Origin of the sequence: Streptomyces sp. NPDC060027 (assembly GCF_042737005.1) — a bacterium.
Taxonomy (GTDB): Bacteria; Actinomycetota; Actinomycetes; order Streptomycetales; family Streptomycetaceae; genus Streptomyces.
This window is the reverse complement of record NZ_JBHWVI010000071.1, coordinates 1-22,200: the sequence shown is the minus strand read 5'-3', so window position 1 is coordinate 22,200 and position 22,200 is coordinate 1. Positions and strand designations below refer to the sequence as shown.

Below are 22,200 nucleotides of genomic sequence, written 5' to 3'. Positions count from 1 at the left end.
CCCCCGTCCGTGACCCTCGCGGCGCGGACCGACCCGAAGGACACGCGTGTCGAAGCACCCCGGCTCCCCCGGCGGAGGGTGGCGCAGTGCTGTGCCGGGGGTGCCCGGCCTCGCGGTGTTCAGGGGGTATCGACGGAGCTGGCTGCGCGGGGACCTGCTGGCCGGGGTCACGGTCGCGGCCTATCTGGTGCCGCAGGTCATGGCGTACGCCAGTGTCGCGGGACTGCCGCCCGTCGTGGGTCTGTGGGCCATCCTCCCCGCCATCGTGCTGTACGCCCTCCTGGGTTCGTCCCGGCTTCTGTCGGTGGGGCCCGAGTCGACGACGGCGCTCATGACCGCGACCGTCGTGGGGCCCCTCGCCGACGGCGATCCGGCCCGGTACGCGGTCCTGGCCTCCGGGCTCGCCGTAGCGGTGGGGCTGATGTGTCTCGTGGCGTGGGTGGCGCGGTTGGGATTCGTGGCCGATCTGCTGTCCCGGCCGGTGCTGATCGGCTATCTGGCGGGCGTGGCACTGATCATGATGGTGGATCAGCTCACCAAGCTCACCGGTGTCCCGACGGACGGTTCGGGGTTCTTCCCGAAGCTGGCCTCCTTCCTGGGGAACCTGGACGAGTTCCATCCCACGACGGTGGCCTTCAGCGCCGTGACGCTGGTCTTCCTGTATCTGGCCACGCGCTTCCGGTGGAGCATTCCGGGGCCGCTGCTGGCCCTCGTCCTCGGCACGGCCGTGGTCGCGGCGTTCGACCTCCAGGACCACGGGCTCGCGGTGATCGGGGAGATCCCCGCCGGGCTGCCCCGCCCCGACTTCCCCGCACTGGACACCTTGCCCCAGCTGCTGCTGCCCGCCGTCGGTGTCCTGCTCGTGGGCTACACCGACTTCATCCTGACCGCGCGCGCCTTCACCACCGACGACAGCGGTCCGCTGGACGCGAACCAGGAGTTGCTGGCCCTGGGCGCCGTGAACCTCGGCGCCGGCACCCTTCAGGGGTTCCCGGTGAGCAGCAGCGCCAGCCGTACGGCGCTCGCCCAGTCCACGGGCGCCCACACCCAGGCGTACGGGCTCGCCGCCGGGGTCTCCGTGCTCGCCGTACTCCTCTTCCTGAGCCCGCTGCTCACCAACACCCCCATGGCGGTGCTCGGCGCGCTGGTCGTCTACGCCGCGATCCGGATGATCGACCTGGCGGGCTTCCGGCGGCTGGCGTCCTTCCGGCGCCGTGAACTCCTGCTGGCCCTCGGCTGCCTCGTCGGAGTCCTCGCCCTCGACATCCTGTACGGGGTGCTGGTGGCCGTGGGTCTGTCGGTCGCCGAGCTGCTCAGCAGGGTGGCGCGGCCCCACGACGCCGTCCAGGGGCTGGTGCCGGGCATGGCGGGCATGCACGACGTCGACGACTTCCCCGACGCCAAGGTGATTCCCGGCCTGCTGGTCTACCGCTACGACTCCCCGCTGTTCTTCGCCAACGCGGAGGACTTCAGGCGCAGCGCCCTGGACGCGGTCGCCGAACAGGAGGTCCCGGTCAGGTGGTTCGTCCTCAACGCGGAGGCCAACGTGGAGGTGGACATCACCGCGCTGGACTCGCTGGACGAGCTGCGGCAGGAACTCGACCGCCGTGGCATCGAGTTCGCGATGGCCCGGGTCAAGCAGGATCTGCGCGACGACCTGGACGCGTACGGGCTGAGCGCGTCCGTCGGCGAGGACCGGATCTTCCCCACCCTGCCCACCGCGGTCGCCGCGTACCGTTCCTGGTGCGGTGACCACGAGGGCGATCCCGGCCGGGCGGACCGGCCGGAGCCGGAGGCCGGCCTCGGCTGAGCGGCGCACCGCCCGAGCCGGCCGAGCGGGTCCGGCGTGCTCACGGGATCTCCTGTTCGGCCCAGATGATCTTGCCTTCCGGCGTGTGGCGGGCGCCCCAGCGATGGGTGAGTTGGGCCACCAGGAAGAGGCCCCGGCCGCCTTCGTCCGTGCTCCGGGCATGCCGGAGGCGGGGAGCGCTGCTGCTGGCGTCGGCGACCTCGCAGGTCAGCCGGGAATCGCGGAGCAGTCGCAGCCGGATGGGCGGTTCGGCGTAGCGGATCGCGTTGGTGACCAGTTCGCTGACGATGAGTTCCGTCGTCGTGACCAGTTCCCCGAGACCCCATGTCTCTACGACGCGGGTGGCCCGGGCCCGCATGTCGGAGACGGCGGCGGGGTCCACCGGCACCTCCCACGAGACCACGTGGTCGTCTCCCAGGGTGTGCGTGCGCGCCAGGAGCAGGGCGATGTCGTCGGGCTGGGGTACGGGCACGAGCTGCCGTACGGCGGCCGTGCACAGCGTTTCGAGGTCGGGGTCCGAGCGGGCGAGCAGTTCCCCGAGCCGCGTCATGCCCATCTCCATGTCGTAGTGGCCTCCCTCGACGAGGCCGTCGGTGTAGAGACCGATCAGGCTGTTCTCGGCGAGCTCGATCTCATGGGTCTCGAACGCCATCCCGCCGAGCCCGAGCGGAGGCCCGGCGGGCAGCTCGGGAAAGGAGAACTGCCCGTCGGGGGTGACGACGACGGGGGGCGGATGTCCGGCCCGGGCCATCGCGCAGCGCCTGGTGACGGGGTCGTAGACGGCGTACAGGCAGGTCGCGCCGAGGAAGGACTCGGTCGTGCTCCGGTCGGCCTCCTGTTCATGGGTCCTCTCCTCGCTAAGCCGGAGCACGAGGTCGTCGAGGTGCGCCAGCAGTTCGTCGGGAGGCATCTCCATGTCGGCGAGGGTCTGGACGGCGGTGCGCAGCCGGCCCATGGTGGCCGCCGCGGTGATGCCGTGGCCGACCACGTCGCCGACGACCAGGCCCACGCGGGCGCCGGACAGCGGGATGACGTCGAACCAGTCGCCGCCGACCCCGCCGGTCGGGTCCGCCGGCAGGTAGGAGGAGGCCACCTCCAGCGCTGTGCCGCCCGACAGGGCGTGGGGCAGCAGACTGCGCTGAAGGGTGACCGCCGCCGTGTGTTCCCGGGTGTAGCGGCGGGCGTTGTCGACGCACAGCGCCGCGCGCGCCACCACCTCGCGTGCCAGCAGGACGTCGTCGGGCTGGAACGAGATCGGATTGACGGACCGTACGAACGTGGTGAGGCCGAGGGCGGTGTTGCGCGCCCGCATCGGCACGGAGATGAGGGAGTGCAGCCCCCACCGGCGGATGCTTTCCGCTCTCGCCGGCTCCTCGGCGATCCACAGGTCGTCGGACGGATCGAGGACCTGGATGAGGACGGGCTCGCCGTTGGTGAGCAGGTGCGTGTCGTGCGGCGGCGGGAGGAAGTCCGCCCGGTCGCCGACCCGTGCCACGGCCTCCGGGCAGCCTTCCCGCACCGAACTCATTCCCGCGCGCCGCATCATCGGCTTGGCGGGCGCGGGTCCCGCGTCCGAGAGCCACGCTCCGTGTCCCTCGGTGCTGAGGACGGATTCCAGGAGGTCGACGACGACGAAGTCCGCGAAGCGGGGCACGGCGAAGTCCGCGAGTTCCTGTGCCGTCCGCATGACGTCGAGGCTCCGGCCGATGGTGGTCCCGGCTTCGTTGACCAGTGACAGGAGCTGCCGGGCGGTCCACCGTTCGGTGACGTCCAGGACCATGTAGCACACCCCGGTGTAGGAGTTGTCGACGCCGAGCAGCGGGAAGAAGGAGGTGGAGTAGGCGTGTCGGCGGTGCGGGTCGGCCCAACTCCATCCCAGGTACTCGTAGTCGATCACCGGTTCGCCGGTCGCCAGGACCTTGCGCATCAGTCCTTCGATGGTCTCCGCCTGCATCCCCGGCAGCAGTTCGGTCAGCCGACGCCCGAGCCGATGCCCGCGCGGCACTCCGCCCAGGTGCTCCAGGGTGTCGTTCATCCAGACGTAGCGCAGTTGCAGATCCAGCACCGCCATGCCGACGGGCGAACGGGTCAGGAACCCGTCGAGGAAGGTCGGGCCGACCGTCCACTGCCGTCTGTGCTGTCGTGCCGAGATCAGAAAGCACTCGCCCTCGCCGATACGGAAGGACGCGGACACGCGCAGGTCCACCTCGATGCGGCGGCCGTCGCGGTGCCGTACGGGGACGAGGCCGCTCCAGCCCATTCCGGCCCGGCACCGTTCCGCGACGCCTGCCACGCGCACCGGGTCCCTGGGCATCGCGAGCAGATGCGCAGCCGGGTGGCCGACCATCTCGGCGGCCGGGTGGCCGAGGAGTGCTTCGGCGCCCCGCGTCCAGCCCACCACGACCCCGTCGCCGGACACCACCACCGCCGCGTCGGTGGACGCGTCGAAGGCATCGCCCGGTCCTTCGGACGCGGGCGCATCGGGATCTTCTCGCGCAGAATCCATGAATTCATCCTTTACAGGACCCATGTTCCTGCTTGTCCGCCCGATGTGCACGGTCCGGCGTGTGATCACCGGACGCGGGCGGGCCGGGCCGTTCATGGGTCCTGACGCGGTTGTGTCAGGACGCCCCGAGGGACGCAGTACGCCGGGGCGGAGCCGTCCCGCCCCGCCCGGCGCCGCTCCGGACGGCACCCCACGGCACCCGCCGCCTAAGCCTGAACATGCCAAGGTGCCGCTCTGGAGTGGGCAAGGCCGAGGGCAGGGCGCAGCATGGAAGGGCCGGGGTCGGCACACAGGTGCGCGGCAACGGCGACGAAGCCCGGCACACCGCGCCGGCCGGCGGAGGAGGGCCAGGGATGACAGCCGATTCCTCGCAGTCCGACAGTGGAGGCTACCAACCCACATCGATCCGGCCGACCGGCCTGCTGGACGTGCTCAATGTGGGCGCGATGGTCCTCGACGCCGACGGGCGCATCGTGTTCTGGACCCCGCAGGCCGAGGAGCTCATCGGCTACTCGGCGGAAGAGGCTCTCGGCAAGTACGCGGCGCGCCTGATCATCCACCCCGAGCACATGCAGTCCGTCACGAAGCTGTTCGCCGACGTGCTGGAGACGGGGCGCAGTTGGGCCGGCGCCTTCCCCATCCGGCACAAGGACGGCAGCACCCGTCTGATGGAGTTCCGCAACATGCGGCTCCTGGACGACCTCGGGGATGTCTACGCCCTCGGCATCGCGGCCGACCACACCCTGCTGCAGCGCGTGGAGACCGATCTGGCCCTGTGCGAACAGCTGATCAACCAGTCCCCGATCGGTCTGGCCCTGATGGACCCCGACCTGCGCTATCTCATGGTCAATCCGGCGCTGGAACGGATCGACGGCATCCCCGCCGAGGACCACATCGGGCGTCATCTGCGGGAGACGCTGCCCTTCCCCGACGTGGACACCGTCGAGTCCGCGCTGCGGCAGGTGCTCACCACGGGGACACCGTTGCTCGACCAGTACCACGTGGGCCGTCCGCCGGCCGATCCCGACCACGAGCATGCCTGGTCCCTGTCGTTCTACCGGCTGGAGGACCCCGGCGGGCGCATCCTGGGCGCGGCGGCCTCGGTCGTCGACGTCACCGAACGCCATCGCGCGGCCGCCGAGGCCGACCGGGCACGCCGGCGCCTCGCTCTCATCGCCGATGCCTCCACACGCGTCGGGACCACCCTGGAGGTGGAGCAGACCGCCCGCGAGCTGGCCGACATCGCCACCCCGGAGCTCGCCGACGTGGTCGCCGTGGACGTCCTCGACTCCGCGCTGGCCTGCCGCCGCAAGCGCAGACCGGACAACGGCCCGGAGTTCTTCCGCGCGCTGGCTCTCAAGGCGTCCCACCCCACCGTGGCCCTGCGCGCCGCCGATCCTCCCGGCGACCTCGCCGCGTACGACGGCGACCGCATGGTGACACTGTGCGTCCACACCGGCAGGCCGGTCCTGGTACGGCACGTGGGCGAGCGCGATCTGCCGCGCATCGCCCGCGACGCCGAGGGCACAGCCCTGCTGGCCCGGGCCGGTGTCCACTCGTATCTCGCCGTTCCGCTGATCGCGCACGGCGAGGTGCTCGGCGCCCTCGACCTCAAGCGCACCCGGAACCCGCTCCCCTTCGACGACGACGACGTGGTCCTCGCCACCGAGCTGGCCACCCGCGCCGCCGTGGCCATCGACAACGCCCGATGGTTCCAGAGTGTGCGCAACACCGCCGTCACCCTCCAGCGCAGCCTGCTGCCCGAGCATCCACCGCACCTCAACGGTCTGGAGGTCGCCTCCCGCTACCAGCCCGCCCAGGCCACCAGCGAGGTCGGCGGCGACTGGTACGACGTCATACCGCTGGCCGACGAACGGACCGCCCTGGTCGTCGGCGACGTCATGGGCAACGGCATCGACGCCGCCGCCACCATGGGCCGGCTGCGCACCGCCACGTGCGCCTACGCCGACCTCGACCTCGACCCCGGCGACGTGCTCCAGCACCTCGACAAGATCACGTGCGATCTGGAGCACTACATCGTCACCTGTCTCTACGCCGTGTACGACCCCCGCACGAGGCAGTGCCGTATCGCCAACGCCGGACACATGCCGCCCGCCCTGGCCCGTCCGGACGCCGCCCCCGTCCTGCTGGACCTGCCGACGGGAGCCCCGCTCGGCGTCGGCGGCATCCCCTTCGAGACCACCACGGTCGAACTCAAGCCCGGCGACCTGCTCGTCCTCTACACGGACGGTCTCGTCGAGACCCGGCTGCATCCCATCGACGACCGCCTGAACGTCCTCCTCAGCTTCCTCGACGAACCGCGTCGGCCACTGGAGGAGATCTGCGACCTCCTGCTGTACGGCCTGCGCAACTCCGACGACCACGACGACGTCGCCCTCCTCGTCGCCCGCGCGACGTAGCCGCGCGACATAGCCGTACGACGGCCGGTCCCGGGCCACCGGACGGGGCGACGCCCGGGCGTGCCCTGGGACCTAGGACTTCTTCGAGTCCTTGGAGCGGTAGTGGGAGACCTGCTCGCGTGTGGTGCGCCACCGCGAGCGCGTCTGTTCGACCACGTTGTCCCACTGCCGGCGGACCTCGTCGTCGGAGGGGCGGTCGCCCGCCCGGATCCGGACCAGTTCTTCCCGCATCTCACGCCCGAGGGCCGCCGACGCGACGATGACGAACATCGCGGCGAAGAGCGCCGAGATCATGGCGAAGACGGCACCGACCGCTCCGTAGCGTGCGGCGTAGGAGTTGAACAGGCGCGGAAGGTAGACGGTCGCGCCGACCGAGTAGATCGCGGTCAGGACCGCCGCCGTGATGCCGAAGGGCAGCAGGTCGCGCCAGGGGATCCGCTTCGCGGACAGGACCCAGCCGCTCCACACGAGGAAGGCCACGCTCACCGGAACCTCGCACACCGAGGGCACCAGCCCCAGCTTGCTCTCCCCGAGGACCGCGTGGAGCCACCCGGTGAGCGCCGCGTAGCCGCCGAGCGCGAGGATCCACGACAGGCCGTTCCTCGTGTTGCGCACGCTGAGCGGGGCCAGTTGCCACGTCTGTTCGAACAACCGCTGTGTGGCGCGCGCGAAGCTCAGCACGGAGATGATGAGGAACAGGCTTCCGAAGACACCCACGCTCGCGCTGGTGCCATCGGCCGGGGCGAGGAGCGACCTGACCGCCTCGGCGCCCTGCCCGGTGAGGCTGTAGCGCTTGATGATGCGCTCTGCGGCGTCGTAGTCCGAGAAGTTGCTCAGCACGGCACCGCAGAGGATGGACAGCGGGATCATCGCGGTGAGCGCACTGGATGCCAGAGCCATCGAGCGGTCGAAGCCCACGATCCTCTGGAACCGGTTGATGACCCGCAGCGCGAAGGCGGGACGCAGCCAGAACGTCAGCGTTCTGACGAGGCGCTCGCGCTTGATCCCCGCCGTCCTGTCCTCCGTGAATTCGGGCCCGGTGTGGCGCTGCGAGCGTAACGGACGGTCGTCCGGGCGATGGGGGCGACACGGCCGGGCATGACTTCTCGTCACCTCCCCGTGCGCGTTCGATGTCAGTGGTCCCGGCCCGGGGCGCTCTCAGTCCTCGTCGGACAGGGAGATCTCCGCCCAGATCGTCTTCCCGCGTGGCTCGGGCCGCGTCCCCCAACGCCGGCTGACCTGCCAGGTGAGATAGAGGCCCCGGCCGCCCTCGTCGACCTCTTCGGCGTGCCGGAGGTGCGGTGCCGTGCTGCTGTCGTCGGTCACCTCGCAGACGAGGACGGGGCCTTCGAGGATGAGACGCACTTCGATGGGGCCGTCCGAGTACCTGACCGCGTTGGTGACGAGTTCGCTGACCACCAGGGTGGTGGTGAAGGAGTGCCGCTCCAGTCCCCAGGACGCCAGTTGCCGCTCGACGCGGGCTCGCGCCTCGGAAACGGCCGCGGGGTGGTTGGTCACCGTCCACGATCCGACCTGGTCCGGTCCGAGGGCGCGGGTCCGGGCCAGCAGCAGGACGGCGTCGTTCTCCACATGCTCGGGCGTCAGCTTGTAGAGCACCTCGTCGCAGATCTCCTGCAGCGGCCGGTCGGCCGGCAGCAACGCGTCGCTGATGCGGGCCAACTGCTCCTCCGGGTCCTCCGAGACGGCACGCAGCATGGCGGTGTTGGACAGCAGGAGGGTGCTGCCCTCGGCCAGCTCGAACTCGGCCGTGCCGTATTTCGCCAGACCACGGCCGAGCGGCGGCCCGGTGGGCACCACGGCGTACTCGGTGGTCCCGTCGGGCAGCGCCAGCACCGGAGGCGGATGTCCGGCGCTCGCCACGGAGCAGCGGCGGGTGATGGGGCTGTAGACGACGTAGAGACAGGTGGTGTTCTGGGGCTCGTCGTCGTCGATGTCCCGCAGCTGAGGCCGCTCCCCGCGGAGGCGGGTCACCAGGGCGTGCAGCCGTTCCAGGACCTCGTCGGGTCCCAGGTCGAGAACGGCCAGCGCGCTGATCGCCGCCCTCACCTCTCCCATGGTGGCGGCGGCCCGGAGGCCCCGGCCCGCCGTGTCACCCGCCACCAGGGCCACCCGCGCCCCGGACAGGGGGATCACGTCGAACCAGTCCCCGCCGGCCCCGAGCGGGCAATAGCTGTAGGCGGTCTCCACCGCAGCGTGACCGGCGACCCGGGCCGGTCGCAGACTGAGCTGGAGGATGCGGGCGGCCGATCGCTCCCTGGTGTACAGCCGTGCGTTGTCCAGGCACAGGGCCACGCGATCGGCGAGTTCGGCCGCCAGCGCCAGCTCGCCGTCGTCGAAGGGATGCGCGGTGCGAGCCCGGTAGCAGTGCGCCACCCCGACCACGGAGCCGCGGGCGGCCAGCGGCAGCACCAGCAGAGAATGCGCGCCCGCTTCGACCATGCGGCGCCCTCGCACCGGCTCCCGGGCCAGCCAGTCGGCGTCCGAGCTCAGGTACGGGACGGCGCGGGGGCGCAGGTCGGACAGACTCTGGGCGAAGGGAGTCGCCGCGGACAGACCGATCGCCTCGCCGATGGAGGGAAGGCTCCGCTCGGCCTCCGGGAGCACGGAGCGACGGCCCGTGCACCGCAGAGCCCCGTACTCCATGACGGTCCCGGGTGCGGAGACCTCGCCCCGCAGGACGGAGTCCAGAACCTCGACCACCACCGCGTCGCCCAACGCGGGCACCATCTCGTCGGCGAACTCCTGCGCGGTACGGAAGATGTCCAGCGTCGTACCGATGCGCCCGCTCGCCCGCTCAAGCAGCGTCAGGCGCGCTCGCGCCCGCTGCCGCTCGGTGATGTCCACGACCGCCGTCGCCAGCCCCAGAACGCCACCCGCGGTGTCCTCCAGCCGGAAGCAGGACACCGACAGCACAATCTCGGGCGCGTCGGGACTCAGATGGCCCCGCACCTCCACGTCCAGAGCGGGCACACCGGTGTCCAGCACCTCGAGCAGCGTTGCCTCGTAGGCGCCCGTGTAGAAATCACCGGCCCATTCCCTCGGGTGACGGCCCAGGGCCTCCTCCAGGGCGAACACCCGGACGAAGCGGGCCGCCGTGTTGAAGCGCACCAGTCGCAGCTGCGTGTCCAGGACATGAAGGCCTATGGGGGACTCGGAGAAGAGAGCCCCGAGAACGGCTTCGTCCAGCTCCGACCCCGGTCGACCATGTCCGCCCAGCGATCCATCCATGACACTTCCGTAGACCGTTACCGCCTATGCATTCCGATTTGTCAGAGTTCCACCATATTCGTTCGGGCCCGCCGCGCGACCGGAGTACCGGCGTGCGTCGGTTTCCCCCGCTGGAACGAACGGATCCACCGCCGCACAAGGGGTTCTCCGTCCGCCGACCCCGCCCCGCTCGGACCCGTCCGATCGGGCGCCGGAGTTCAGGTCCCGTCCGGCCGGCGATCGCCGCTCCGCTCCCCGGAGTAGCGGAACACGAACGTGGGGAAGCCCTCCCCGGTCGCCCGTTCCCAGGCGCGCACGACCGCGTCCCGGTGCTCCGCGCGGGCGTGTGCGAAGGCGCTGACACAGCGGGCGTGGACGTACGTCTGCCCGGTGCGGCGGCTGAGCGCCAGCAGGGAGCGCAGTGCGGTGACCGCGTCGGCGGAGCGGCCGTCGGCCAGGTGGGCGCGGGCCACCGCGTCGAGTGCGCGGGCGAGGCCGGAACGCGTGGCGGCCAGGGCGGAGGCGAGTCGGTCGGCTTCGGGACCTGCCGACTCGCCGACCAGGATGGACTCCGACTCCGTATAGCAGGCGACGGCCTCCCCGTGGTGGCCGCCGCGGGACAGGGCGCGGCCGAGCACCCTGAGACGGCGGGCCGTCGGGGCGTGGTGGGCCGTCCAGTCGGACTCGGCCGGCCGGCGCGTGAGGGCGACCGCCTCCCGGGCGGCCCCGATCGCACCGTCGTGGTCCCCGTCGCCCTGTCGGCACAGGCTCAAGTCCGTCAGCGCACGGGCGAGTTGCGGTTCGTGCACGGCGGGATCGAGGTCCGCGGCACGCCGGTACGCGGCCACGCCGCGTTCGGTCGCCCGCACCTCCGCACGACCGTCACCCGCCGCCCTGTGACCGTCGGCCAGCCGCTCGAGGCAGGCGGCGAGGAGGGGGTCGTAGACGTCCGGTCGCTCTGCGGCGAGAGCGGTGTACAGGTCGACCGCTTCCTGGCGTGCCGTCAACTCCTCCGCCCGTGAGCCCAGTTCACCGAGCTGGTCGGCGAGGCAGTCGAGCGTGACGCTCAGCCACGGCTCCCCCGCCGCCCGGTTCCGGACCGTCAGGGCCCGGGCCTCGGCGACCGCTTCCTCGGCCCTCGTCCGCGCCCCGGTCCGGTCGCCGGTGGCCTCCAGACAGCGGGCGAGGTCCTCAAGGAGCCTGACGCGCACGGGCTGTACGGCATCGGGCACGGCCCAGGCGAGGATCGGATCGGCGGCATCCCGCGCCTCCCGGCCGACGGACAGCGCCTCCTCGTAGCGGCCCAACGCCCGCAATCCCGTGGTCAGTTCACTCAGGACGCGCGGCCGCACCAGCATCATGCGTGCCGACTCCCGCAGCGACATCGCCCGCAGCAGTCCCGCGCACTCCTCGTAGACGGCCACGGACTCCTCCCTGCGGTCCAGGGCGCCCAGCACCAGCGCGTGGGTGCGCAACGCGCCCGGCAGACCACCCGTTGCCCGCTCCCGGCGTGCGGGGAGCGGGCGCCGGTACGCCGCCACACATTGCGCCGCCGAGTCCAGCGCTTCGTCCAGCCGCCCCAGACCGAACTGGGCCTGCGCCCGAAGGTGCGACAGGAACGCCCGCTGTGCCGGCGACCACCGCGCGCCCGGTACGGCCAGGGACGCGTCCATCGCCGTGAGCGCCTGTTCACAGCGGCCGACGAGCAGCAGCGCGAAGGCGTGCTGGGTCAGACCGCGGGCCAGGAGGTCCCGGTGTTCCGGACGCGGGTCCTCCCTCTCGACCAGTGCCCGGTACACGGCCACCGCCTCCTCGGCCCAGGCCAGCCGACGGTGGGGCGGCGGCGGTCGCAGCAGCACCCAGTCGAGGGCGAGGCAGCGCATCAACGCGGCGCCGTGCAGCCGCCGGCCAGGGCTCGCGCTCAGCCGGGCCGCCGCCCGCGACACCGGCAGCAGTGTGCGTACCAGTCCCATCCGCGTCTCCCCTCCGGGATCGTCAACCAGAGGACGAACAAGGGCCCTTCCTGGTTGCCCGGACATCCCGGACACGGGAAGGAGGCGGGGTTCGGCGTCACCCGGTCGGCCGACACCTACGTGCGGGGTGTCGGCGTCACCGTCAGGGAGCATGGGCACGGCGCGCCACGCCGGTCGCCCTGCTCCCGTACCGTGCCGAAGGATGCCACCGTGACCGACGACGAGATCCTTCTCGGACTGACGCTGACCGTGGTGCTGGCCACCGGGTCACAGATCCTGGCGAACAAGATGCGCGTCCCCGCCCTGATCGTGCTGCTTCCTGTCGGGTTCGTCGCCGGCGCGCTCACGGATGTCATTCACCCGGACAGACTGCTCGGGCCGTACTTCGACGCCCTGGTGTCCTTGTCCGTCTCCGTGATCCTGTACGACGCCGGTCTGGGGCTCAATCTGCGCAACCTGACCGGCCGCACGCGCTGGATCGTGGGGCGGCTTCTGCTGATCGGCGTGCTGGTCACTTTCCTGGTCGTCGCGGCGGTGTCGCCGGCGCTGTTCCACATCCCTCTCAGACTGGCCGCGATGCTGGGAGTGATCCTCGTGGTGTCGGGTCCGACCGTCGTGGGGCCCCTCCTCGAATATGTTCGCCCGACGGACAGGCTGCGCCGCATCCTGATCTGGGAGGGGACGCTGACCGACCCGATCGGCGGCATTCTCGGGGCGCTGGTCTTTCACGCGATCTCCCAGTCGAACCGTATCGACATCGGCCGCGGCTACCAGTTGGGCCAGTTCAGCATCAGCATGGCCGTCGGCATCGTCGGTGGGACGGTGGGAGCCGGGGTGCTGTGGCTGACGCTTCGTACCCTGCGGCTCGGCGAAACCCTCGGCACGCTCGCTCAGCTGGCCACGGTGATCGCCGTCTCGGCCGGATGTGACATCGTCCGTGACGACACAGGACTGATCGCCGCCATCGTCACGGGACTGGCCGCCACGAACATCCGCGGTCTCGACATGCCCGCCAGGCGCCCCTTCTTCGAGACGCTGGTGCAGCTGATCATCGGTCTGCTGTTCATCTCCATCTCCTCCACGGTCACCCCGTCGTCCCTGGTACCCGTGCTGCTGCCGGCCCTCGGTCTCATCGCCGTCCTCGTCCTGGTGGTGCGCCCCTTCGTGGCCTACGCCTCGACCTCCGGCTCGGATCTGACGGGCGGGGAGCGGGCATTCATCGGCTGGATGGCCCCGCGCGGCATCGTCGCCGCCGCCACCGCGTCGGCCTTCTCGGCCAGCCTCGTCGACCAGGGAGTGCATGGAGCCGACAAGATCCTTCCGGTCACCTTCCTCGTCATCGTGGGAACGGTCCTGCTGTACGCGCTGACCGCGGCACCGGTGGCCCGACGACTCGCGGTCGTCAGGGCCGAGGGCACCCGGCTCCTTCTGGTGGGGGGCGAGCCATGGGTGGTGGCGATGGGGAAGGCGCTGCGGGCCGCCGGACTCGACGTGCTCATGTGGGCGGGCCTGGCCGAGGAGCGCGAGCGCATCAAGGACGCCGGGATCGGGCTCGCCCAGGGCGACCTGCTGGCCACGGCGACCAACCCGGGGGCTCGGCTGGAGGGTGTCACGGCGGTTCTCCTGGCGACCGACGACGACGACTTCAACGCGCTGGCCTCGGTCGTCGTGCAGGACACGGTGGAGGGGCCCGTCTACCGGGTCGGACCGCCGCACGAGAGCCACGGCGTCATCGCTCCCTACACGGGCGGCGACATCCTGTTCGGCAGGGCCCTGGTCCGACACGTACTGGCGAGCCGCTACGAAGGCGGAGCCCGCTTCCTCGTCCAGCCCGCGTCCTCTCCGCTCCCTCCCGCGTACGACACACTGTTCGTGGTCCGCGCCAACCACCGCTTGGAGCCGGTCACCGAGAAGCAGCGGGTCACCCCGGTGGAGGGTGACACCGTCGTGCTCCTCGGGTCCGGGCCGTCCGAGGGGTTCGAGAAGGCGCCGTGACGCGTCAGTCCGGGCCGGAAGCGCCCGCAGGCGCCCGGCTGAGCGTCGCGTCCAGGGTGATGGCCGCGTCGATCAGCGCGAGGTGGGTGAAGGCCTGGGGGAAGTTGCCCAGCTGGCGCCCTGTCAGGTCGATCTCCTCGGAGTAGAGCCCCAGGTGGTTGGCGTACGTGAGCATCTTCTCCAGCGCCAGTCTCGCCTGGTCGGTCCGTCCGGCACGGGCGAGGGCGTCGACGTACATGAACGAGCACAGTGAGAACGTTCCCTCGGAGCCCCGCAGCCCGTCGGGCGAGGCCTCCGGGTTGTACCGGTAGACCAGGCTGTCGGTGACCAGCTCGCGGCCCATCGCGTCCAGGGTGGACGTCCACATGGGGTCGTCGGGGGTGATGAACCCGACCGTCGGCATCCTCAGCAGCGCCGAGTCGAGCACGTCGCTGCCGTAGTGCTGCACGAACGCCTGGCGCCCGGAGTCCCAGCCCTGTGTCAGAACCTGTTCGTAGATCGTGTCGCGCGCGTCCGTCCACCGCCCCTTGGCCGCAGGCCTTCCGCTCGCGCTCGCGAGCCGCAGGGCTCGGTCGAAGGCCACCCAGGACATCACCCGGCCGTAGGTGAAGTTCTTCCGGCCGCCGCGGGTCTCCCACACTCCCTCGCCGGGCTGGTCCCAGTGATCGACGAGCCAGTCGAGCAGCGTGTGCAGGGAGGTCCAGCCCCGGTTGTCGAGCCGGATACCACGCTGGTGCGCGAAGTAGATGCTGTCGAGAGCCTCGCCGTAGATGTCCAGTTGGAGCTGGCTCGCGGCTCCGTTGCCGATCCGCACGGGAGCGGAGCCCTGATATCCCTCCCAGTGGTCCAGGATCTCCTCGACGAGGTCGGAGGAACCGTCCACCCGGTACATGATGTTCAGCGGCCCCGTGCCGTTCTCGCCACCGGCCTCCTCCCGCACCCGGTCCCGAAGCCAGCTGATGAACGCCGTCGCCTCCTCCTTGAAGCCCAGGCCCAGCAGCGCGTAGACGGAGAACGAGGCGTCGCGGATCCAGGTGAAGCGGTAGTCCCAGTTGCGTTCGCCGCCCAGTTGTTCGGGAAGACCGGCGGTGGGGGCCGCGACGAGCGCTCCCGTGGGTGCGTACGTCATCAGCTTGAGGGTCACGGCCGAACGCTCCACGGCCTCACGCCATCGGCCCGAATAGGTCGACTGCCCCAGCCACGAACGCCAGAAGCGGATCGTCTCGTCGAACAGCAGCCGGAACTCGTCGAGGCGGACTTCGCGCGGGGGTCCGTCGGGAGCCGACTCCAGGATCAGACCGCGTTGCTGGCCGGCCATCAGCGGCAGGGTGAAGTGGAGGTCCTTCTCCCCCGACAGCAGGTTGAGCAGCCGCTCGTCCTCGGGTTCGCGCACGGCGTGGACGGTGAGTTCCGTCCCCTCCGAGGTGAACACCGCTCCGTGTTCGGTGATGTGCAGCCGGTGGGGTGCGCGACCGTAGTCGAATCGAGGGGCGATGTGTCCCTCGAACCGCATGGTGCCCCGCACACAGCGCAGCATGCGGACCAGGCGGTGCCGGCCGGTGGCCGTCGTCCCGGTCACGGGCATGAAGTCCATCACCTCGCCCGTGCCGGACTCCGTCATGAACCGGGTCACCAGGATGGCCGTGTCGGGGAAGTACAACTGTCTGGTCGTGTACGTCTCTTCCGCGGGAGCGAGAGAGAAGGACCCACCCTTTTCCCGGTCCAGCAGAGCGCCGAAAACGCTGGGCGAGTCGAAGCGCGGACAGCAGAACCAGTCGATGGTTCCGTCGGTCGCGACCAGGGCCGCGGTCTGCAGATCACCGATCAGACCATGATTCTCGATCAGCGGGTAGTCGTCCATCTCGAGACCCTCTCGCCCGAGGCCGAATCATGATTCGGCGGGCCTCACGACAGTGATGGGGACTGGGGCGGGCCGAACGCCTGAGACATCGATCCCGCCAGGGCCGGGGCCGATGCCATCACTGTCACGGTACGCGGCCGGCACCACTTGGTCCTGCTGGACGAGGGAGCGGCATGACCTGCCCGTCTCCTTCTGCGAGCGCCCATCGGCGGCCGTACCATGAAGCGGATGTCATCCAGGGACGGAGGGCGCCCCTGAGTCGCACCGCCGAGCGCCGGTTGCCACGAGGAGAAGGGGACGGGCGTGCGGAGAACGATCACCTGGGCCTTCATCTTCCGGCTGCGGCAGTACATGAAGGCAAGCCTCTGGATCATGCCGGTGTTCGGGCTCGCCTTCGGCGTGATTCTCGCCGAGTGCGCCATCGCCGTCGACGCGACCGGGTGGCCGCCGAGCGGCTGGCAGTATTCCGCGAGTACGGCGACCGGGGTGCTCAGCTCCATTGTCGGATCCATGGTGGCGCTTCTCGGATTCGTGGTGACGATCGGCGTTCTCGTCATTCAACAGGCGACCGGAACTCTTTCCCCGCGCTATATGCGCCTCTGGTACCGGGACCGTCTGCAGAAGACCGTGCTGTCCACCTTCATCGGGACGTTCGCCTTCGCGTTCTCCCTGCTGCGGAGCATCGAGTCGGACTCGGTTCCCGACCTCGGGGTCACCATGGCCGGGGTGGCCGTCGCGGTCAGCCTGCTGCTCCTGCTGGTCTACCTCAACCGGTTCACGCACAACCTCCGGCCGGTCGCCATCGCCGACATCGTCGGACGGCAGGGCCTCCGCGTCTTCAGTCAGGGTTCGGCGGCGGTCCGCGGCTCCGCACCGGCCCGGGGCACGGACGATCCCGTGCCGCACGGCGCACGGCTGACACCGGTGCACACCACGAGCGGCGGAGTCCTCCAGGCGGTGAACGTGTCCGGGCTGGTGAACACCGCGGCGCGCCACGACTGCGTGTTCGTCCTGCCCCACCTGATCGGGGACTACGTACCCCCCGGCGCCGTCCTGGTCGAGGTGCACGGCGGTATGACGGCCGTCGACGCGGAACGGGTCGGCGGCCTCGTCGCCCTCGGGCCCGAGCGAACCATCGAGCAGGACCCCGCCTTCGCCCTGCGCGTCCTCGTCGACATCGCGATCCGAGCCCTCTCCCCCGCGGTGAACGACCCCACCACCGCGGTCCAGGTCCTCAATCACATCGAGTCGTTCCTCTGCACCGTCGGGCACGCACCACTGGCCGGCCGCTATGTGCTGGCCGATGACCACGGCCGGCCCCGGCTGATCCTCACGGGGCGCTCGTGGGAGGACTTCCTCCAGCTCTCGGTCTCCGAGATCAGGGACTACGGGGCGACCTCCACGCAGGTCTGCCGACGGCTTCGCGCGCTCCTCGAGGGTCTTCTCGGCATGGTGCCGCCGACGCATCTGCCGGCGGTGCGGGCCGAGTTGGCGCTGCTGGCGGAGTCCGTCGAACAGTCCTTCGGCGACCCGGTCCGCCGGGCCATCGCGCAGACCGCCGACCGTCAGGGCATCGGCGGACGGTACCGGTCGGTGTGACGACGCGGACAAGCGGGCCCGACCGCCCCATGGCATGACGGTGAAGACCGGCGTATCGCCGGGTCGGCCGGCCCGCACGTCGATCACCCACGCGAGCGCGGGCCCGCCGGGAACGCGTACGGAGGCTGACGCTCCATCGGTCGCCGGGGAGTGGGCGACCGATGGCTCGGGGCGACAGCCTCCGCGTCCGGGCTACTTCAGGCCGTAGGCGCGGATCGCCTCCTGGGTGATGCGGTCGCCGGGCGGGCGGGTCACGTCGGCGGTCTGATTGCCGCCGCCGAGGTCGGTGAGGCGTACGACATCACCGCTGAGGAGAGTGACGGTGTGTTGTCCGGTGTCGGCGGGCGCGGGGTGGGCGTCGTCGGCGGAGGATGGCGCGTCGGCCACCGCGAGGCCGGGCGGCCAGGCCAGTGACGTCAGGACTGCGAGGGTACCGACCGCCGCCGCGAGCGGCCTGCGGCGACTCCGGCGGAGAGGTGTGCGGGAGGTCATGGAGCGCCTTCTTTCGGCCCCGGACCTGCGGAGGAAACAGCGGACGGTGACAAAGCGTCAGTCCCACATGCGCCAGAACCGTCAACACCGCACAAACGGTCGAGAGTTGTGACGGAAGCCAGGGCGCGGGCGAGGGTGACGAGCCGATCCGGCGCGAGCTCCGCCGCGTCGCGCGCCTTCAGGACGGAGCGCGGGCGCAGGCGTCGGCGGTGCCCGGCACGCGCCGCTGCCCTCACCGGCCGTCCCGCCGGTCACGAACCCGCGGGAGAACCGTTCGACGCCGTCGCCGCGGGAGTCGTGCTCACCGTGCCGGTCGCGCCGGGCTCCGGTGTCTCCGCGGAGCTGCTGTCGGGCGAGAACCACGCCACGCCCACGAGCACCGCCAGCAGGAAGACCACCACTCCGGCGGCCGCGCCCACCGCTCGCGACCGGTTGCCGAGGAACTCGCCGACTCCCGGACGCCTGCGTCGGCGTGACCGGTGGCCTCCGGAGGTGTCCCGCGACACCGACGGCAGGGCGTACGTGGTCGCGGGGCCGGCGGCTCTGAGGTCCGGTCTGTGGCGTCCGGGCTCCGGCACCGTGGGCGGCAGCGGCTCGGGACGCCCCTGCCAGGCCCCCGTGCTGTACCAGGCGGCCGCCTGGACGGCGGTGGGCCGGTCGTCGGGCTGCTTGGCGAGAAGGCTGAGCAGGTAGTTCTCGAACGCGGGCGGCAGGTCGGCGCCGAGTTCCCTGGGCGGGGTGGGCGCGGTGTCGAGGTGGTGATGCAGGACCGCGACCGGGCTGTTGGCCTGGAACGGCGGTCGACCGGTGAGGAGTTGGTACAGGACGCAGCCGAGGGAGTACATGTCGGACGGCGGCCCGGCGGTCTTGCCCAGGGCCCGCTCGGGTGCCAGGTACAGGCTGGTGCCGACGATCTGCCCGGTCGCGGTGAGACCGCCCGCCGGGTCGTCCAGGAAGCGGGCGATTCCGAAGTCGCCGATCTTGACGCTCCCTTCGGCGTCCAGCATCAGGTTGCCGGGCTTGATGTCCCGGTGCACGATGCCTTGCTGATGGGCGGCGGCCAGACCCGCGGCCGCCTGGGCCGCGATCCGCGCGACCTGCTCGGCGGGTAGCGTCCCGGCAGTGGCGAGGACATGGGCGAGGCTGTCGCCCTCGACCAGCTCCATCACGAGGAAGAGCCGGTTCTCGTACGACCCGAAGTCCAGGACGCCCACCACATGAGGATGGTTCAACAGGCCCGCGGTCTGCGCCTCCAGACGGAACCGGGCCGCAGCGGTCGGGTCGGCGTCCTGGGAGAGGAGCAGCTTCACGGCCACGGACCGGCCGATCATCTCGTCGTGCGCCCGCCACACCTCCCCCATCGCGCCCCGCCCGAGAGTGGTGTGCAGCCGATACCGCCCCGCTATCAGCACTTGTGCTTCGTCCTCACGCTGTTGGGATTCATCGATCGCCACGGGTCAATGCCCTACCGAGCAGAAGTGATCATCGGGGCGCCGCAGCAGGTTGAGCCTACTGCCAACACGGCGGTGATCAGACGCTGTTCACCCTCGGCCTCAAGATCGCGGAGAAGCGGTCGGAGTGACACCGGACGCTGACCGAATGTGACACCGGAGGCCGGTCGAGAGACCTTCGGCGAGGACGTACGGAAACGGACGCGGCGGCGGATTCCGGCCTCTCACCCGGGCTTGCGCCGAGCGAGGACTCCCGAACGATTCCGAACCGGCCTCCGAGCTCCCGGACGAACACCGAGAGAGCGTACGCGCATTGGTATGGACCTGTTTACCGTCACCCACTACCCTCGTTCACGCAACTCTGAGAGCGCTCTCTCCTGCCCTTCGCCCCACTCACCGACCATCGGATCGACGAAAGGCAACTCCCTTGAGAAGCACTGCAGTTCTGCGCGCCGCCGTATCGGCGGCACTACTCGTCACCGCCGCGGCCGTCGGACTCACCCAGGCCGAGGCCGACGACGCCCCCCTCACCGCGACCCCGACGCACCGGGCACCCGCCTCGTCGGCGCTGATCACGGCCATGCGGAAGGACCTCGGACTCACCAAGGAGCAGGCGACCGCCAGGCTCGCCGACGAGACAGCGGCACGCGGCGTCGAGCGTGCCGCCCGGCGCGTGGCCGGCACCTCGTACGGCGGCTCCTGGTTCGACGCGAAGAGCGGCCGGCTCGTCGTCGCCCTCACCACGGCGGCCTCGCGCGCGGCCGTGGAGGCGACCGGCGCCCGGGTCACGCTCGTCAAGCACAGCGAGAAGCAGCTCGACGCCGCCATGGCGCGCATCGACGCGCTCGACGCACCGGCCGGGGTGGGCAGTTGGCACGTCGACCCCAAGTCCAGCACGGTCGTCATCAGCGTGGTCTCCGCACACCAGGATGACAACGATGTCCAGGACTTCGTCGCCCGGGCCGGCGCCTCCGGCCCCGTCACCGTGCGGCAGACCGACAAGGCACCGAGCACCTTCGCCGCGGGCACGGTGGGCGGCGATCCCTACTACACCGGCAACGTCCGCTGCTCCATAGGCTTCTCCGTGTACGGCGGCTTCGTCACGGCGGGCCACTGCGGCCGCCCGAGCGCGGGCGTCAGCGGCTGGGACGGCAGCTACATCGGCAACTTCCAGGGCTCCTCGTTCCCGGACAACGACTACGCCTGGGTCAACGTGGGCAGCGGCTGGTGGACGGTTCCCGTCGTCCTGGGCTGGGGCACCGTCTCGGACCAGCTCGTCCGCGGCTCGCGCGAGGCCCCCGTCGGAGCGTCGATCTGCCGCTCCGGCTCGACCTCGCACTGGCACTGCGGCAACGTCCTCGCGAAGAACGAGACCGTCAACTACAGCCAGGGCGCGGTGCACCAGATGACCAAGACGAGCGTCTGCGCCGAACCCGGTGACTCGGGCGGCTCGTTCATCAGCGGCGACCAGGCACAGGGCGTCACGTCCGGAGGCTGGGGCAACTGCAGCAGCGGGGGCGAGACCTGGTACCAGCCCGTGAACGAGATCCTCAGCCGCTACGGGCTCACGCTCCACACCGCGTGACCCGACCGCACCGAGCACCGGCCCCTTGAGTCGGGCCGGTACAGCGGCCGGCCGGCCGCTCCCCGAGCAAGGCGAAGGCCCGCCACCGGAGGTGACGGGCCTTCGTACGGAACTCGGTAGGGACATCCGCACGGAACTCCGGGCCGTCCTCAGGCGTCCGGCCGACCGCTCGCCGTGAGCCTGTCGCACACCTTTCGCGGTGCCCCACCGAACCCGGTCGCCTTCCCGCCGCTCCGTTCCCGCACCTGTGCCGGCGCGCGCCCGCGTCGCCACGACGGCGGCAGCCGTGCACGATGGGGGCGTACCCCTCGCAGATTCGGAAAGGCTCCCCCGTGATCAGCATCCCGGCCCACACCGCCCATGACGGTACGAAGATCCCGGCTGTCGGCCTGGGCACCTGGCCGATGGACGACGCGCAGGCCGAGGAAGCCGTGAGCCGGGCGCTCGGCCTCGGCTACCGGCTCGTCGACACGGCGGTCAACTACCGCAACGAGACCGGTACCGGACGAGGTGTCGCCCGCGCCGACGTGCCTCGCGAGGAGATCGTCGTCACCACCAAACTGCCGGGCCGGCATCACGGTTACGACGAGACCCTCGCCTCGTTCGAGGAGTCCCGCCGCCGCCTCGGGCTCTCCTGCATCGACCTCTACCTCATTCACTGGCCGCTGCCGCGCGTGGACAAGTACGTGGACTCGTGGAGGGCGATGATCAAGCTCCGCGACGACGGTCTGGTGCGTTCGATCGGCGTCTCGAACTTCACCGCCGACCACGTCGCCCGGCTGGAGCGGGAGACCGGAGTACTGCCCTCGGTGAACCAGGTCGAGCTGCATCCCTACTTCCCCAGGACGAGTTGCGCGCCTTCCACACCGACAAGGGCATCGTCACGGAGAGCTGGAGCCCCCTGGGCCGCGGCAGCAGTCTCCTGGACGAGCCGGCGCTCGGGAAGATCGCCGAGGCACACGGTGTGACACCCGGCCAGGTCGTACTGCGCTGGCACACACAACTCGGAGCGGTCCCCATCCCCAAGTCCTCCGACGCCGGCCGGCAGCGCGAGAACCTCGACCTCTTCGGATTCGAGTTGACCCCCGCCGAGATGGCGGCCGTCTCCGACCGGCCGCGGCGGCGCCTCGGCGGCGACCCGACGACGCACGAGGAGTTCTGAGGGCTCGGCGACGGCACGCGACGCGCGATCGGCGATGTGCCTGTCCGCGCGCCGACCGGCCGGAGGCCCGGGTCCCGGGGGTGCGGTCCGGGCGGCGCGCGGGGAGGTGCGGGGCCGA

12 protein-coding genes and 1 pseudogene are annotated in these 22,200 nt (G+C 70.9%); 6 read left to right on the top strand and 7 right to left on the bottom strand.

Features of this window, described 5'->3' with window-relative positions; all coding sequences use genetic code 11:
• The first annotated feature begins 46 nt into the window (after positions 1–46).
• Entirely contained in the window at positions 47–1,810 is a 1,764-nt protein-coding gene (locus ACFWBT_RS19460) for a SulP family inorganic anion transporter (protein ID WP_385701822.1), read from the top strand.
• Between the two features lie 40 nt (positions 1,811–1,850).
• Here the strand turns inward: ACFWBT_RS19460 and ACFWBT_RS19455 are convergent, their stop codons facing one another.
• The gene (locus ACFWBT_RS19455) at positions 1,851–4,316 is read right to left on the bottom strand and encodes a SpoIIE family protein phosphatase (protein ID WP_385701819.1); all 2,466 of its coding nucleotides are present in this window, start codon (positions 4,314–4,316) and stop codon (positions 1,851–1,853) included.
• A 353-nt stretch (positions 4,317–4,669) separates the two neighbouring features.
• Between ACFWBT_RS19455 and ACFWBT_RS19450 the strand changes: the two genes are divergently transcribed.
• Positions 4,670–6,736: a SpoIIE family protein phosphatase gene (locus ACFWBT_RS19450; protein ID WP_385701818.1), complete on the top strand. Its 2,067-nt coding sequence runs from the start codon at positions 4,670–4,672 to the stop codon at positions 6,734–6,736.
• Between the two features lie 72 nt (positions 6,737–6,808).
• Here ACFWBT_RS19450 and ACFWBT_RS19445 read toward each other — a convergent pair whose 3' ends face one another.
• From ACFWBT_RS19445 to ACFWBT_RS19435, 3 genes are all read right to left on the bottom strand, one after another.
• Positions 6,809–7,849 carry a YihY/virulence factor BrkB family protein gene (locus ACFWBT_RS19445; protein ID WP_385701816.1) on the bottom strand — a complete coding sequence of 347 codons (1,041 nt, stop codon included), beginning with the start codon at positions 7,847–7,849 and terminating at the stop codon, positions 6,809–6,811.
• 45 nt (positions 7,850–7,894) lie between these two features.
• A complete protein-coding gene (locus ACFWBT_RS19440) occupies positions 7,895–9,985 on the bottom strand; it encodes a SpoIIE family protein phosphatase (protein ID WP_385701813.1) in 2,091 nt (696 codons plus the stop codon).
• Between the two features lie 197 nt (positions 9,986–10,182).
• Entirely contained in the window at positions 10,183–11,937 is a 1,755-nt protein-coding gene (locus tag ACFWBT_RS19435) for a hypothetical protein (protein ID WP_385701811.1), read from the bottom strand.
• Positions 11,938–12,147: 210 nt separating this feature from the next.
• On the opposite strand from ACFWBT_RS19435, the gene ACFWBT_RS19430 reads away from it, so the two are divergent.
• A complete protein-coding gene (locus ACFWBT_RS19430; protein WP_385701809.1) occupies positions 12,148–13,932 on the top strand; it encodes a cation:proton antiporter in 1,785 nt (594 codons plus the stop codon).
• A gap of 4 nt (positions 13,933–13,936) precedes the next feature.
• Here the strand turns inward: ACFWBT_RS19430 and ACFWBT_RS19425 are convergent, their stop codons facing one another.
• On the bottom strand, positions 13,937–15,793 hold the full coding sequence (locus ACFWBT_RS19425; protein ID WP_385701808.1) for a glycoside hydrolase family 15 protein: 1,857 nt from the start codon (positions 15,791–15,793) through the stop codon (positions 13,937–13,939).
• A gap of 303 nt (positions 15,794–16,096) precedes the next feature.
• On the opposite strand from ACFWBT_RS19425, the gene ACFWBT_RS19420 reads away from it, so the two are divergent.
• Entirely contained in the window at positions 16,097–17,392 is a 1,296-nt protein-coding gene (locus ACFWBT_RS19420) for a DUF2254 domain-containing protein (protein WP_385701805.1), read from the top strand.
• Between the two features lie 192 nt (positions 17,393–17,584).
• Here ACFWBT_RS19420 and ACFWBT_RS19415 read toward each other — a convergent pair whose 3' ends face one another.
• Together ACFWBT_RS19415 and ACFWBT_RS19410 are read right to left on the bottom strand one after the other, a co-directional pair.
• Positions 17,585–17,884 carry a hypothetical protein gene (locus tag ACFWBT_RS19415; protein WP_385701803.1) on the bottom strand — a complete coding sequence of 100 codons (300 nt, stop codon included), beginning with the start codon at positions 17,882–17,884 and terminating at the stop codon, positions 17,585–17,587.
• 251 nt (positions 17,885–18,135) lie between these two features.
• The gene (locus ACFWBT_RS19410; protein ID WP_385701841.1) at positions 18,136–19,296 is read right to left on the bottom strand and encodes a serine/threonine-protein kinase; all 1,161 of its coding nucleotides are present in this window, start codon (positions 19,294–19,296) and stop codon (positions 18,136–18,138) included.
• A gap of 466 nt (positions 19,297–19,762) precedes the next feature.
• Between ACFWBT_RS19410 and ACFWBT_RS19405 the strand changes: the two genes are divergently transcribed.
• Positions 19,763–20,920: a S1 family peptidase gene (locus ACFWBT_RS19405; protein WP_385701801.1), complete on the top strand. Its 1,158-nt coding sequence runs from the start codon at positions 19,763–19,765 to the stop codon at positions 20,918–20,920.
• A gap of 332 nt (positions 20,921–21,252) precedes the next feature.
• A pseudogene (locus ACFWBT_RS19400) lies at positions 21,253–22,082 on the top strand (aldo/keto reductase).
• The last annotated feature ends 118 nt before the right edge of the window (positions 22,083–22,200 follow it).

Bases quoted from the DNA above. Each gene is read 5' to 3' on its own strand.
- ACFWBT_RS19455 (WP_385701819.1), bottom strand. From the start codon at position 4,316: ATGGATTCTGCGCGAGAAGATCCCGATGCGCCCGCGTCCGAAGGACCG.
- ACFWBT_RS19415 (WP_385701803.1), bottom strand. From the start codon at position 17,884: ATGACCTCCCGCACACCTCTCCGCCGGAGTCGCCGCAGGCCGCTCGCG.
- ACFWBT_RS19435 (WP_385701811.1), bottom strand. From the start codon at position 11,937: ATGGGACTGGTACGCACACTGCTGCCGGTGTCGCGGGCGGCGGCCCGG.
- ACFWBT_RS19450 (WP_385701818.1), top strand. From the start codon at position 4,670: ATGACAGCCGATTCCTCGCAGTCCGACAGTGGAGGCTACCAACCCACA.
- ACFWBT_RS19425 (WP_385701808.1), bottom strand. From the start codon at position 15,793: ATGGACGACTACCCGCTGATCGAGAATCATGGTCTGATCGGTGATCTG.
- ACFWBT_RS19440 (WP_385701813.1), bottom strand. From the start codon at position 9,985: ATGGATGGATCGCTGGGCGGACATGGTCGACCGGGGTCGGAGCTGGAC.